At 60.7% G+C, this 14,037-nt stretch carries 14 protein-coding genes; 6 read left to right on the forward strand and 8 right to left on the reverse strand.

Annotated features, from left to right (window positions below; all coding sequences use genetic code 11):
- Positions 1 to 56: 56 nt before the first annotated feature.
- Positions 57 to 1,022, reverse strand: coding sequence for an alpha/beta fold hydrolase (locus EB809_RS12275; RefSeq protein WP_123635112.1), 966 nt, complete (start codon positions 1,020 to 1,022; stop codon positions 57 to 59).
- A 30-nt stretch (positions 1,023 to 1,052) separates the two neighbouring features.
- Positions 1,053 to 2,276 carry an MFS transporter gene (locus tag EB809_RS12280; protein ID WP_223807940.1) on the reverse strand — a complete coding sequence of 408 codons (1,224 nt, stop codon included), beginning with the start codon at positions 2,274 to 2,276 and terminating at the stop codon, positions 1,053 to 1,055.
- Positions 2,277 to 2,465: 189 nt separating this feature from the next.
- Between EB809_RS12280 and EB809_RS12285 the strand changes: the two genes are divergently transcribed.
- Complete coding sequence (locus EB809_RS12285) at positions 2,466 to 3,362, forward strand: LysR family transcriptional regulator (RefSeq protein ID WP_223807941.1); 897 nt, start codon at positions 2,466 to 2,468, stop codon at positions 3,360 to 3,362.
- A gap of 46 nt (positions 3,363 to 3,408) precedes the next feature.
- Here the strand turns inward: EB809_RS12285 and EB809_RS12290 are convergent, their stop codons facing one another.
- The gene (locus tag EB809_RS12290; protein ID WP_223807942.1) at positions 3,409 to 4,317 is read right to left on the reverse strand and encodes a LysR family transcriptional regulator; all 909 of its coding nucleotides are present in this window, start codon (positions 4,315 to 4,317) and stop codon (positions 3,409 to 3,411) included.
- A gap of 150 nt (positions 4,318 to 4,467) precedes the next feature.
- Here EB809_RS12290 and EB809_RS12295 point away from each other — a divergent pair, with 150 nt between their 5' ends.
- Entirely contained in the window at positions 4,468 to 5,442 is a 975-nt protein-coding gene (locus EB809_RS12295) for an MBL fold metallo-hydrolase (RefSeq protein ID WP_123635114.1), read from the forward strand.
- Between the two features lie 289 nt (positions 5,443 to 5,731).
- On the opposite strand, the gene EB809_RS12300 is transcribed toward EB809_RS12295, so the two are convergent.
- Entirely contained in the window at positions 5,732 to 6,316 is a 585-nt protein-coding gene (locus EB809_RS12300) for a glutathione binding-like protein (RefSeq protein ID WP_123635115.1), read from the reverse strand.
- 123 nt (positions 6,317 to 6,439) lie between these two features.
- Between EB809_RS12300 and EB809_RS12305 the strand changes: the two genes are divergently transcribed.
- Positions 6,440 to 6,811: a winged helix-turn-helix transcriptional regulator gene (locus EB809_RS12305; protein ID WP_123635116.1), complete on the forward strand. Its 372-nt coding sequence runs from the start codon at positions 6,440 to 6,442 to the stop codon at positions 6,809 to 6,811.
- A gap of 332 nt (positions 6,812 to 7,143) precedes the next feature.
- Positions 7,144 to 8,835, forward strand: coding sequence for an FG-GAP repeat protein (locus EB809_RS12310; protein ID WP_223807944.1), 1,692 nt, complete (start codon positions 7,144 to 7,146; stop codon positions 8,833 to 8,835).
- Positions 8,836 to 8,902: 67 nt separating this feature from the next.
- On the opposite strand, the gene EB809_RS12315 is transcribed toward EB809_RS12310, so the two are convergent.
- Positions 8,903 to 9,244: a hypothetical protein gene (locus tag EB809_RS12315; RefSeq protein WP_123635118.1), complete on the reverse strand. Its 342-nt coding sequence runs from the start codon at positions 9,242 to 9,244 to the stop codon at positions 8,903 to 8,905.
- Here EB809_RS12315 and EB809_RS12320 point away from each other — a divergent pair.
- On the forward strand, positions 9,238 to 10,920 hold the full coding sequence (locus EB809_RS12320; RefSeq protein ID WP_123635119.1) for an AMP-binding protein: 1,683 nt from the start codon (positions 9,238 to 9,240) through the stop codon (positions 10,918 to 10,920). The two genes, EB809_RS12315 and EB809_RS12320, sit on opposite strands and share 7 nt — an antisense overlap.
- An 81-nt stretch (positions 10,921 to 11,001) precedes the next feature.
- Here EB809_RS12320 and EB809_RS12325 read toward each other — a convergent pair whose 3' ends face one another.
- The gene (locus EB809_RS12325; RefSeq protein ID WP_223807945.1) at positions 11,002 to 11,109 is read right to left on the reverse strand and encodes an SDR family oxidoreductase; all 108 of its coding nucleotides are present in this window, start codon (positions 11,107 to 11,109) and stop codon (positions 11,002 to 11,004) included.
- A gap of 23 nt (positions 11,110 to 11,132) precedes the next feature.
- Positions 11,133 to 12,035, reverse strand: coding sequence for a metal-dependent hydrolase (locus EB809_RS12330; protein ID WP_123635120.1), 903 nt, complete (start codon positions 12,033 to 12,035; stop codon positions 11,133 to 11,135).
- A gap of 121 nt (positions 12,036 to 12,156) precedes the next feature.
- Between EB809_RS12330 and EB809_RS12335 the strand changes: the two genes are divergently transcribed.
- On the forward strand, positions 12,157 to 13,233 hold the full coding sequence (locus EB809_RS12335) for an AraC family transcriptional regulator (protein WP_223807946.1): 1,077 nt from the start codon (positions 12,157 to 12,159) through the stop codon (positions 13,231 to 13,233).
- A 385-nt stretch (positions 13,234 to 13,618) separates the two neighbouring features.
- Here the strand turns inward: EB809_RS12335 and EB809_RS12345 are convergent.
- Positions 13,619 to 14,037: transposase (locus tag EB809_RS12345; RefSeq protein WP_148079181.1), on the reverse strand; the 419-nt coding region annotated here is incomplete at its 5' end.

Consider the following 14,037-nt stretch of genomic DNA (forward strand, 5'->3'; position numbering starts at 1 on the left):
AACGCATATTTATTGCGGTATCAGAAACAGACAAAAGCCCCTCCTTTTGGAAGGGCTCACGGAGTGTGTGACTGCCAGTCGTCAATTCCGAAAAAGCCTGCCAGTTGGCTGGCGACCGTGTCGGGGGCCTCTTCCGGCGGGAAGTGCCCGCACTGCTCGATCACGCCGCCCTCAACCCGGTCGGCGATATCCCGCATCGTAGTGTAGAGCCGGTTTCCAACACCGCCGTCTGCACCCCAGGCCATTACCGGCATGGCCAGCTTTTTGTCGGCGCGCTGTCGGTTCTGTTCGAGTCCCCCGGCATTGAACAGGGTGCGGTAGTAGGCAAACGCGGCCCGCATGGCGCCCGGCGCGCTGAATAGGCGCGTGTATTCATCCAGGTCCTCCGGGGTGATGGCGGCGGGGTTGCGTGCCTTGGTTCTGAACAGCCAGTCGAGATAGGGCCGCTCGCGCCCACGGATCAACAGTTCCGGGAGGTCGTCCAGCCGGTTGAAGCCGAAGTGCCAGGTCCGCACATTGGTGGTCTCATCGGGAATGCCGCCGGGGCCGGCCGGGCTGATGCCGGGCAGGGCTGCATCGTAGAGCGCCAGTCGGCGGATATCGTCCGGCCAGTCCGCGGCCCAGGCGTAGGCGATCCAGGCGCCGATATCGTGTCCGGCCACATTCAGGGCGCCGTTGTCGGTCAGTCCCAGGTGCCCGGCAAACCGGTGCAGGTCGTGGGCGACCGTTGCCAGGTCATAGCCGCCGAGTGGTTTGTCCGAGTCGCCGATGCCCCGCGGGTCGACGGCAATCACCCGGTGGCCGCTTGTCGCCAGCCTTTCCATGACATGGCGCCAGGTGTACCAGCTCTGCGGCCAACCGGCGATCAGCAGGATGGGGTCGCCCGCACCGCCTTCGACATAGTGCAAGCGGATATCATCCAGAACGGCGTAGTTGCGGCTGAAGCGGTTCCAGAAAGAACCGGGGTCAAACGCAGGCAAGGGGGCTGTGGCGTGCGCGTTTTGCTGAATCTGTTCAGTCATGGGTAAAAGCCTCTGGTCTGGAAAGGTGCATCAAGCGGGGGATGGCGCCCGGCGTCGAAGACGCCACAGGGCGAGCAGGGCGAAGGCAATCAACACCATGATGGCCGCCGTAAAGGCGATGCCGGCGTCCCGCAATCCAAATGCCTCGACGGCGAGCCCGAGACTCACGATCGGTACCGAGATGGCAATGTAGGCAATCACGAACAGGAGCGAGGTCACCTCCGCCTTTTTCCCGGACGGGCTGGCGCCGGCCAACGCCGCGATACTGGCAGCAAAAATGGCGCCCTGGCCGGCACCGGCAATCAGCGCGGCCGCGATCAGTGCCAGCAGGGCGCTGCAGGCAATCGACAGCCCGAGCAGCCCGACACCGATGAGCAGTGCCACGCAGGCCAGGGGCAGGCGCATCGAGTCCGGTATGCGACGCTGCACCGTCTGGCCGGCGAGGGAGGCGGCAAAGACGGTGAAAACCACCACGCCGATACCGGCCCGATTGGTCAGGCCCAGAACCTGACCCATGACCGCCGGAGCCAGCGAGGTAAACAGGCCGAGTACCGCGAAGCCGGCAAAGCAGCCCACGGCGGCCGGCAAGAACAGTGGGCGAACTTCCGGCGGCAATCCCAGGGGCTGCCGACGCAGTTGCAACCGGGGCGGCGGTGTCACGGTTTCGGGCAGCCGCCACAGCAGCACTGCGGCGACCAGGATCAGGGCCAGGTGCAGCAGGTAGGGGAGGTGAAGCGGCCAAAACGCATATTGGGAAAGCAGGCCCGAGAGCAATGGCCCCATTCCCAGGCCGCCCATATTCGCGACGCCGGCGGCCAGTGTTGCCCGGCCGCGTTGTTGCAGGGGCGCCAGCTCGATCACCGCTATGGTCGCCGTCGCGGTGAACAGGCCCGCAGAGATGCCCGACAGCAAGCGGGCCAGCAGCAGGATCGGGAGCGAGCCCTGGTACAGGAACAGCAGGGCGCTCAGGGCGGACGCGATCAGGCCGGCGAAGAGTACCGGACGGCGCCCGACCTGGTCCGACCAGGGGCCGGTGGTCACCAGTGCGCCCAGAACCCCCACGGCGTAGGTGGCAAAGATGATCGAGACGGTGAGATTGCTGAAGCCGAAGGCTTCCTGGTAGAGCGGATACAGCGGCGCCGGCACGGTGGTGCCCGCCATGTTGATGGCGAATATCAGCGCCATCAACAGAAAATAATGCGATGGGAGTGGCTGCGACTCTGTGTCGTCGGTGTGTCTGTTATCGACGGGCATACGGCCTGTTTCCTGTCAGGAGATCATCGTTGGTTCGATGGTCTGGTGTGCCACCGGTCAGGTGGCTGTTCGGGTGAGGTGAAGTGTCACCGATGCGCTGCCTTGCCGGTAGACGGCTGACGGGAAAGACTGTTATACACTTGGCGTATGAGCCAACTGAATAGCCTGACAATAGACCGTATAGAGCTGATGCGGACATTCGTGCGGATCGTCGATAGCGGCAGTCTCTCGGCGGCTGCCCGGCAGCTCGGCACGACCCAGCCCACCATCAGCCGCCGCCTGAAGACCCTGGAGAAACTGCTGGGAACCGAGCTGATCCTGCGCAGTACCCACGGCCGGAAGCTGACCGACGATGGCGAGCGCTGCTATGCCCACGCGAGAACGCTGATCGAGCAGTGGTCCGAGCTTGAAGACGGCCTGCGGGGTGCGGGAGAGGAACCGATGGGGCGCCTGCGGGTGCGCGCTCCCCATGCGTTTGGCCAGGATCAGATGATCCGGCCACTGAGCCGTTACCTGCAGCGCTATCCCGGGGTGTCCATCGACTGGATGCTGAACGATCATTCGCCCGATTTTATCGCCGACAACATCGACTGCGCGATCCATGTGGGCAGCGTGACGGACCCTTCGGTGATCGCGGTTCTGCTGGCGGAGGTGCCGCGTATTGTGGTTGCGGCGCCGGGGTTGCTCGAGCAATCCCCGCCCATAGAACAGGTGCGGGATCTGGAACGGCTTCCCTGGGTTGCCTTGAGCACCTATTACCGCAACGAGGTGACCCTGGTCGATCGGCGGGCTGACCGCTCACAGCAACTCAATATCCGGCCCCGGGTCAGTACCGACAGCCTCTATGCCCTGCGCCAGAGTGCGCTCGAAGGCTTGGGGGTCGCAATCGTGTCGACATGGATTGTGCAGGAAGACCTGGAGGCCGGGCGCCTTGTCCGTATCCAGCCCCAGTGGTGTGCGCATCCGCTGCCCATTTATCTGCTGTACCCCTACGCCGCCTATTACCCGGCCCGGCTGCGCACCTTTATCGACCTGATGCGCGAAGTCATGCCAACGATGGCGGGCACACGCCCACCGGGTGTGTAGAGACGGTTTTTGGTAAGAAGCCAATCATCGAGTGACGATTGGCTTCTTACCCCTGCGCGATGTCCAGAACCTGATGACGAAACCATTGGTGAGCCGGGTCGTCCTTCATGCGTGGGTGCCATAACGCGTAAAGCTCAATGGCTTCCATCTCGAGCGGCGGCGTAAACAAATCCAGCGTTGACTCGAAACGGCGTAGAAACCGGCTGGGCAACGTACAGAGGTGATCGCTGTTGGCGATGATCGCGGGAGCGAGCGCGTAGCTCTGTACGGAAAGGCTGACTCGTCGGGAGCGACCCAGTTCGTCAAGGGAGCGATCCACACTACCCGCATAGCCATGGCCGCTGTTTGACACCACGACGTGTTCGCAGCGGCAGAACTCGTCCAGCGAGATCGGGTGAGTGCCTCGAGGGTGATGGCGGCGCTGGGCGGTGACGAACCGATCTGTAAACAGCTTTCGAGCGATCAGCCCTTCATCCGCCATTCCAGGCGAACCGATGACCAGGTCGATCTCGCCCCGGTCGAGCTTCTGCGCCATGGTCTCTGGATCGGGCAGCACGAACGTCATCCGGATGTTGGGCGCCGTGCGGGTTAAAGCGGGGACCAGGTCCGGCCCCAGCATGATCGCCGGGTTGTCATAGCCGGCGATGACAAATTCGCGGTTGCTTTCAGCGGGGTTGAACGTTGGAGCATGGCCAACGAAATCGCGCAGATCGCTCAGCAGTTGGGGCAGCGTTCTCCCCAGCTCCTCGGCGCGAGGCGTCGGCACCACACCACGGCCAGCCACCGGGACAAACAGCTGATCACCGAAGAGCCTGCGCAGACGGGTCAGCCGTCCGGAAAGAGCCGGCTGAGTGATACTGAGCCTTTCTGCGGCGTGGCTGACATTGCGTTCCTCCATCAGGGCTTCGAACGCTTTCAGCAGGCCAATATCCATTTCATTCAGGCGATCGGGCATGTCGATGCTCTCTCCGTTTGTGGCCATGACAGGGCCGTCCTGAGGCTATCAATCCAGGTGATGCAAGGTATAACGCGGGTTGTTTTCTCAGCAAGCTCAGTCGTCTCTATGATCGGTTGCTGACATGCACCCAAATCAGGAAACGGAAAAATGGCTGTACGTTCGTTCATGCTTCTCACATTGGTGTTGGGCCTTTTTGCAACCGGGTCGGTTTTTGCGGCGGAACCATTTTCGCCGGGAATAACGCAGCAACGCCAAGGTGTCGACACCTACGCTTTCAAAATCGGTGATGTTCGCGTCACGGCATTGTCCGATGGCTCGGTGCCCCAGGACCTTCACAAGCTCCTGCATGGTATCTCCGATGACGAGATTGATTCACGACTGGCGTATGCGTACCAGACCAACCCGGTCGAAGTGTCAATCAATGCATTCCTGCTGGAGATCGGCGACAGACTTGCTCTTGTGGATACCGGTTCCGGTGAGCTGTTCGGCCCCGGTTTCGGAGGCAACCTGATTGATAGCCTGCATTCCGCGGGATTCAAGGCCGATGACGTGACGGATGTCCTGCTCACTCATGTCCATTCCGATCACATGGGCGGACTCACCCGAGAGGGTCAGATGGTCTTTCGTAACGCGACCGTTCATGTCGGCAAGCCGGATATGGACTTCTTTCTGGATCGCAAGAACGCGGAGCGATCCGGCTATGACATGCACTACTTCAACCAGGCTATCCAGATCATGACGCCCTATGTTGATGCCGGGAAAATTGATGCCTTTGACAAGAGCACCGAAATCCTTCCCGGGGTCACCGCTGCTTTGCATCCGGGGCATACCCCGGGCAGCGCGTTCTTCAGGTTGGAGAGCAAAGGGCAGAGCGTGACATTCATTGGCGACATCATTCACGTGGCCGCGGTGCAGTTGCCGGATCCCTCGGTGACTATTGCCTACGATGTCGATCCGGATAAGGCCATTGCCGTGCGCTCCAAAGCGTTCTCAACTTTCGCCAGGCAATCTGAATTGGTCGCCGTGCCCCACATGCCCTTTCCGGGTGTTGGCCACATTCGTAAAGCGCGGGAAGGCTACGATTGGGTGCCCATCAATTATGGCAACCGTGATTCCAGGTAGTCGATCGAACCGGATTCCCCCGTTTGGCGGGGGACATCCAGGACGCCGGGGCCTCTGCCCCGGCGTCCTGGATGGAACAAACCCCGGCGAAGCCATCATTCCCAGATCCCTGCCGTCTAGGGGGTGTTGGGGCGGTCTTTGAGGTCGACCATCGGTGCGGTGAAAAGTTGACCGTTCTTCGTGATGACATGCCAGACGGTTCCCGTGACGATCACATTCTCGTGGTCGGGTACGTGAGGCGTCATCACGTCTGATGTGGTCTCTGTGGGAAACCCGGACCAGCGGTTATTCAGCTTAGACCTTCTTCATCAAGTGCACGGGCTACGGAGGGCAAACGCTTCATACGTGAATAATAGCGTTGCAGCCCTTGCGAGAGTTCGAGCCCTGTTCTCGAAGACGCCATCAGGCTCCAGAACAAGTAGAAATCGGCAATCGTAAGCTGCTCGCCTATGAGATAGTTTTTATCGCCCAGTTGGTGGTCTAGCAGGGAGAACGCTTTTGCCAGCTTTTCTCGAGCCCGTTCTTTTTCAATTTCCGGAAAGTTCCTGAAGAAGGGGGCATAGCTGCCATGGATTTCGGAAGACATAAAAGCCAGTGCTTCCAACGTTCGCCATCTTAAGAGGTTTGTTTGGGGAAGCAGCTTGCCGCTGATCTCCGCAATATATTGAAGGATAACCATATTCTCCGTGAGTATTTCTCCATCGTCGAGCTCAAGTGCCGGGATGTAGCCTTTGGGGTTGATTGACAGAAAATCACGGTGGTCTTCGGTTTGTTTCTCAGGGGTGATGCTGATCAGCGTGTAGTCCAGGCCCGCTTCGATAAGTGCCATATGATCGGCAAGGCTGCAGGCGCCCGGGAAGTAATAAAGAATCATCGTGGTCTCCATATCATGGTCGTCGTCCCCATCGGTTCAGTTTGAGGACGCTTCGTGAGTGGGAAACTCAAAGGTATGGAGAGCCATAAATCCCGTCAAAGCATATATTTAGGAGTAAGTCCTATGAATATGACTGCCTCAAAAGCGAGTGCTGAATGCAACGGTATAAAAGAAATGCTCAGCCGGGTCGGCAAGAGATGGACCGTTCAAGTGGTGGCGACCCTTCATACCGGCCCGCAACGCTTTAACGAGATCGTGCGGAAGGTCAATGGCATCTCGCAACAGATGCTGACGAGAACGCTTAAATCCCTGGAGCGTGATGGCCTCCTGGATCGAGTCGTTCTTACAGGCTCGCCACCCGGGGTCGAATACTCCCTCACTCCACTCGGCTATTCCTTGGCCGAACACTTGCGGCAACTGGCCGAATGGACGATCACACATCAGGAAAGGATCGAGAGGAATCGTCTTGAGTACGACAACTGCGGGCAGGCGTAGCAGGGCTCGCTGACCAGGGGCCAAGACTGCAGAACTGGTGCGGATTTATTTTTCACCAAAGGCGTCACTTCGTCGTTGTCCCCGCCAGTCCCTCCCTCCTGCTGAATTCCACCTGAACCCCAACATCTGTCGGGTACCGACGTGTTCCGGACATCGTTATGTTTGGCGGAATAACGAATGCTGTCAGGGAATACTCGAGAATGTTGTTGTCGCAAACGTGGTTCAGGGGTTTTTGCGTGGTGTTGTTGGCCGCGGTATTGAGTGCGTGTGGCGGTGGTGGATCGGGCGGCTCGTCGGATGCGTCCACGTCGACCCCGCAGGCTGCACCGACCGTGAGTTTGAGCATCGAGTCGGTCAAGACGTTCCGGTTTGACTGGGCGGATGTGGCGGGTGCGACGGAGTACCGGTTGCTGGAAAATCCGGACGGCATGTCCGGGTTTACGCAGGTGGGTGAGGCGATCGAGCCAGGCGCGGAGACGTTGGGGCTGACGGTGCCGCTGTATGCCCGGGTCAATGCGCAGTACATCCTGCAGGCCTGCAATGCCGGGGGATGTGTGGATTCGGACACGCTGTCGGTCAGTGGTCACCTGGTGTCGGGGATTGGCTACGTCAAGGCGAGCAATACCGATGCCGGTGATCTCTTTGGCGTTGCGGTCAGTTTGAGCGCGGATGGCACCACGCTGGCGGTTGGCGCCTATTTTGAGGGCAGCGCGGCGAAAGGCGTGAATCAGGATCAGGACGACAACTCGGCCGATAACTCCGGTGCCGTGTATGTGTTTGCGCGCGAAGCCGGCACCTGGTCGCAGCAAGCCTATCTGAAGGCCTCGAATACGGACGCCGGTGATGGCTTTGGCTACGCGGTCAGTTTGAGTGCGGATGGCGCCACACTGGCGGTTAGCGCGATGGGTGAGGCCAGCGCCGCGCAGGGCGTGAATCAGGATCAGGACGACAACTCGGCCGATGGTGCCGGTGCTGTCTACGTGTTTACCCGGGAATCCGGCACCTGGTCCCAGCAGGCTTACCTGAAAGCCAGTAATGCGGATGCCTCCGATGCCTTTGGCAACTCGGTCAGCCTGAGTGCTGATGGCGCCACGCTGGCGGTCGGGGCCTTTCATGAGCGCAGTGCCGATCGCGGTGTGAACGCGGATGAGAGTGACAACTCGGCCGTCGAAGCGGGGGCCGCGTATGTGTTTGTCCGCGACGCTGACAACTGGTCTCAGCAGGCCTACCTCAAGCCCAGCAACATGGATGCCCATGATGCCTTCGGCGCGGCTGTCAGTCTGAGTGCGGATGGCAATACGCTGGCGGTCGGAGCGGAGCAGGAGGCCAGCGCTGATCGAGGCGTGAACGCCGATCAGAGCGACAACTCGGCCGAGCGGGCCGGCGCCGTATATGTGTTTGTCCGCGACGCCGATACCTGGTCGCAACAGGCTTATCTCAAGGCCAGCAATGCGGACACCTATGATTACTTTGGCACGGTGGTTAGCGTGAGTGCGGATGGCAACACGCTGGCAGTTGGTGCGAATTGGGAAGAAGGCGGCACGACCGGTGTGAATGCTGATGAGAGCGACAATTCCGCTGACTCATCGGGCGCCGTGTACGTCTTTATCCGTGATGGCGACACATGGACCCAGCAGGCCTACCTGAAGGCGAGTAATACGGACGCCGATGACGAATTTGGCGATGCGATCAGTTTGAGTGCGGATGGCGACACACTGGCGGTCGGGGCGAATCAAGAGGCCAGCGTCGCGACGGGCGTCGATAACGACCAGAACGACAACTCGGCCTACTATGCTGGCGCCGTGTACGTCTTTACCCGAGAAGCGGGCACCTGGTCGCAGCAGGTTTACCTGAAGGCGAGCAATACGGATGCGGGGGATTCCTTTGGCAGGGCGGTCAGCCTGAATTCGGATGGCACCACGCTGGCGGTAGGCGCGTACAGTGAAAGCAGCGCCGCGAGGGGCGTGAATGACGACCAGAGCGATAATTCCGCAGGCGGAGCCGGCGCGGCTTATCTTTTTTGAGGATGGGGCAGGCCCCCGGTAGCGGCTGCCCGGTAGCAATGAGTCTGACTCGGGAATACTTTGGCCCTCACGCTGTGCGTTGAGGGCTTTTTTGTGGGCCATGCGTGGGCTCGGGTTGCTGGCCTCCATGCGCCTTATACCGGCAGGTGCCGGCACCTTTACCCTTCCCGGAGATCATGGCGCGTTCGCCTGTGGTGAGCTCCACGGCAAACATGAAGCGGTTACTGGAGGCGGCATTCACCACCAGCGCCCGATTGCGGTTCGCATCAACAATGATGGAAAGTGGGTCTATGATGTCATGACGATGTGTTGACTGCGCCAGTTCAGGAACGTCGTATCGCTGGACAACAAAAACAGGGTGGCCGATCTCCGGGCCGCCAACCGCGAGATAAGGAGAACGTGATGCCATCAGCCGAAGCCTTCAAAGCCGCACGCCAGCAGTTGCTGGACCTGCGCGAAGATTACGACCGCGCCTACGAGACCTTCAAATGGCCAGAGCTGGACCAGTTTAACTGGGCACTGGACTGGTTTGATGATTACGCGAAAGACAATGACAAGATAGCGCTCTGGCTGGTGGATGCCGACGGCACAGATCAACGCTACAGTTTCGAGCAGATGCGGCAACGCTCCAACCAGGTGGCGAATTTCCTGCGCGGTAATGGGCTCGGTCGGGGCGATACGTTGCTGATCATGCTCGATAACGTCATCGAACTCTGGGAAACCATGCTGGCGGCCATCAAGCTGGGTGCGGTGGTCATTCCTGCCAGTACGCTGCTGTCGCGAAAGGATCTCGGAGACCGTCTCGCGCGCGGCGGTGTCACCCACATCCTCTCCGCCGACGACTACGTCCAGAAATTCGAGGGCGTGGCCGAGGGCCTGACCCGTATCGTGGCCGGTGAGGCAAGCGGATCCTGGATGGGCTACGACGCCTCGTATCAATCGCCTGTCACATTCCAGCCGGAGGGTGTGACCCTCGCTACGGACCCGATGCTGCTTTATTTCACGTCGGGCACAACGTCGCAGCCCAAGCTTGTGTTGCATACCCACCAGAGCTACCCCGTGGGGTCGTTGTCCACCATGTACTGGCTTGGCCTGCAGCCGGATGACATCCACTTCAACATCAGTTCGCCGGGCTGGGCCAAGCATGCCTGGTCCAATCTGTTCGCGCCGTGGGACGCCGGCTGTACGGTCTTTATCTACCGGCAGCCACGCTTTGATGCGCCCGCCACGCTGCAGGTGATCGCCGACAAGGGCGTGACCTCCCTGTGCGCACCGCCCACGGTCTGGCGCATGCTGATTCAGGAGGATTTGTCAGCCTACGACGTCAAGCTCCGGAGTCTGGTGGGCGCGGGCGAGCCGCTCAACCCGGAAGTCATTGCACGGGTTGAGAAATACTGGGGACTGAGAATCCGGGACGGCTATGGCCAGACGGAGACCACGGCCCAGATCGGTAATCCGCCGGCCCAAAAGATGAAGTCCGGCTCGATGGGCCGGCCATTGCCCGGCTACAAGATTGCCCTGCTCGATGCCGACGACAACGAGCAGAACGAGGGTGAGATTGCCATTGATGTGCGCCAGCAGCGACCGCTTGGCTTGATGCAGGAGTACCGCGACGACCCGGCACGCATGGCAAAGGCGCTGCACGACGGCTTTTATCGCACCGGCGACGTGGCCAGCCGTGACGAGGATGGCTACTACTGGTACGTCGGCCGAGCGGACGATGTGTTCAAGAGCTCGGACTATCGGGTCAGTCCCTTCGAACTGGAGTCCATCCTCATTGAACACGAATCCGTAGCCGAGGCGGCGGTCGTGCCCGCACCCGATGAGGTGCGGCTGAGTGTGCCCAAAGCCTATGTCGTGTTGCGCCGCGACTACGAGCCCGGCCCGGAGGCGGCAAAGGCCCTGTTCGCGTTCGCCCGCGAGCGCATGGCGCCGTATATGCGGATCCGGGAGCTGGAGTTCGCGGAGTTGCCCAAGACCATCTCCGGCAAGATCCGTCGTGTTGAGCTGCGCGCCCATGCCGCGAGCGGGGACCGCGGAGACTTTGCCTATACCGAAGCCGATTTCCCGGATTTGAAGGGCTGATCCGCGAGAATCAGGGCCCCGAGTCCCCTTCGAAAGAGGGGCCGGGGCTCTGCGCCGGATCGTCCTGTGTGGCTTGGCGACTCAGGACAGAACCTGCCCGCCATCCACTACCAAGGTCTGGCCGGTCATCCACCGCGCCATATCGGAAGCCAGGAACAGCGCCACGTCGGCGACTTCCTGCGGGGCCATGGCTCCCGCCAGGCTAACGTCCTTCAGGCCCAGTCACCCAGCCACTTCTTCTTGGCCTTTTCCACTAAATCCCGGGCGTCGTGGTTCCAGGGGTGGAAGTTGCGGCTGTAGAACCGGAAGTAGGAGGGCAGCAACTTGCGGAACACGCCGGGTTTGCCCCACATGTAATTCACGGCGCCCAACCAGGATTTCACGTTGCCCAGTTGGCCGTCCTCTTTCATCAATTGCACCACGTGCAGGGTGCTGAACAGCGGGAACATGATGCTGACCTGCATCATCTCCGTCACCCGGACAAACTCGCTGCCGCCAATGGCCTTGTAAACGTCAAAGGCGACGGCCTTGTGCTCGGATTCCTCGATGGCATGCCAGGCCCAGATGGGGGCCATGCGCGGGTCCATCTGGTCCAGGGCATCGTACTTGAGCAGGAATTCCTCGGCCATCAGGGCGGTGAAGTGCTCCACCGCCACCGTGTGGGCCAGCTGGCGTTCCGGGCTCAGGTTCTTGCGCATCCAGTTCATGAAGGCCTGGATTTCCCGGTCCAGCCGGGCCAGGTTCACGCCACGCTCCTGCAGGAAGCCGTTCATCAGGTCGTGCTCCCGGGAGTGGTGCGCCTCCTGGCCGATAAAGCCTTTCACGGCCTTTTTCAGTTCCGGGTCGGTGATGCGGTCCTGGTAGTGGCGCACTGAATCAATGAAGAAGCGCTCCCCCGCCGGGAAGCTGGCGGACAGGGCCGCCAGCAACAGGGTTTTTACCGGGTCGTTGTCCCACCAGTAGCGGGGCACGCTGTCGCCACTGTCGGCAAAGTCGAAACCGGGACGGCGGACCTTGGGAATGTGGACCTTGGGCGATGTGGGCGCGGTGCGCGGGGAATCGGCCTGGCGTTTATCGGCGGTTTTCTTGAGGTGTGGGGGAACCACGGCATTCATATCGGTGCTCCTTTCTCAAGCCCGGTAACGGGTTGTCACTCAATATGGCCTCTACGGTACTGGTGAATGCCCGGTCAGCGTGAGATTCTGCACGGACATTGTACTTATCATTGGTGGCCAAGTGACGGCTAACACTCTGTTAACGCAGACCAAGGAACAGATGGCCGCTCTGCCGGCCTGGGCGCGCCAGCGCACTCAGGCGTCAACGTATCCCCGTGCGTTTCTGGATGTCGCCAACGCTTACGGGGTAGCCCGGGAAGATCTGCTGGCGCTGGCGGGGGTATCGGCGGAACGGGTGGATGATCCCGGCGGCAAGGTGTCGCTGCAGGATGTCTGGTGCATCGCCGCGGCGGTAGTGGTGCTGACCGGCGACGAGTCGCTGGGGTTTGCCACTGGCGACCGCATGCCGCTCACCGCTCACGGCAGTCTGGGATATGCGCTGTTGTGTGCCGGTACACCCCGGGAAGCCATCCGCATTCTCGAGCGTTTCTGGCATCTGCGTGGGCGCGGAGCGCTGTTATCCGTGGAAGAACGCGATGACGGCGGGTTTCTGGAGCTGATGCCGGAATTCGCCGTGCCGGCCCGGATCAACCAGGTGATGTTCAGCTCCATGCTGACCAGTGTCTACCGTGGCATGGCGTTTCTGCTGCCGGGCATGCCGGTGACCGTGTCGATCTGGTTGCGTGGCCCCCAACCGGCCGGCTTTGAACGCTGGCAGTCCCGTTTGCCGGAAGTACGTTTCAACATGCCGCGGGCAGGGCTTTCCCTGCTGGGTGACACCCGCGTGCTGGACCGGCCCCAGCCTACTGCAGACCCGGAGGCGCTGAGCGCAGCACTGCTGCAATGTGAACGGGAAAGTGCCCTCAGCGAGGAGGCCGACAATACGTTGCGCAGCACCCGCGCGGCCCTGGTACCAGGGCTGGCGGGTTATCCATCGCCGGAGGATCTGGCCGAGACCCTGCACCTGACCCCGCGCACCCTACGCCGCCGATTGCACGAACAGGGTTACAGCTATCAGCAACTGCTGGAGGAAGCGCGCCGGCGCGACAGCTGTCAGCTGTTGCAGGACCCGGAACTGGAAATTCGCCGCATCGGCGAAACCCTGGGCTATCTCAACCCGGCTAACTTCACCCGGGCTTTCAAGGGCTGGACGGGACTGTCGCCGCGGGAATGGCGCAAGAGATACGCTGGAGGTTGAGTGGGTTGCCCTGTTCAGCCAGGTGGTTTCGTCAGACACGGCGCTGTCGGTTCAGGTGGGCTGTGGGGTGTTTATAGTACTGGCGCACGTCGCCTGGTTCTCTTTGCTCAGTCGTTTGATGGCGACCCGGGGGATGCAGCGGCGTCTGCAGTCGTTCGGGCGTTTACTTGATAAGGTCGTTGGTGCCTGCCTTGTTGGGCTGGGGATACGCATGGCGGTGGTTGGCTGAGGGAGTAACGTGATTGAGGGTTTAGAAAGAGCCGTCTCGCCTGCTCCACTTCAAATGGACAGGCCCCGGGTAGGGACCAAAAGTATCAGCTCTCATATCATGTCGCTCAAACTATGGACTCTTCATGCCGAGAGTATGCGGACGCATATTTTTGGTTCATCGCACTTTACCGGGAAAAGCGGCTTTGATCTTCAGGAAGAAGTAATCGCTGTCCCGGTATCCGTAAGCCATTCGTTTGATCACCTTGATCTTGTTATTCATGCCCTCGAGTACGCTCGTGTTCAGGCGGTAGCGGGCACTGGCGACAATGCCCTCCCGATAGTCTCTAAGCCGTCGGGCAAATTGCTGCACAGGTCTGAGGCCGCTACTGATGGCCAGATTGAACCAGTTGCGCCAGCGCTGCCTCGCCTCGTCCTCAGAGGGCGCATACCAGAGCTCCTTGAGCTGGTCTTTCAGCAGGTACACCGTCAGGAGTGACTGATTGGCCTGGAGCAACTCCTTGAGCTTAACGGCCTGGTCTTCCTTGAGGTTGTCTCGGTTTCTCAACAGCAGCCAGCGGCTGCGTTTGATCACTT

The sequence above is a fragment of the Marinobacter sp. R17 genome, assembly GCF_003789045.1.
In the GTDB taxonomy this organism is placed as follows: Bacteria; Pseudomonadota; Gammaproteobacteria; order Pseudomonadales; family Oleiphilaceae; genus Marinobacter_A; species Marinobacter_A mangrovi.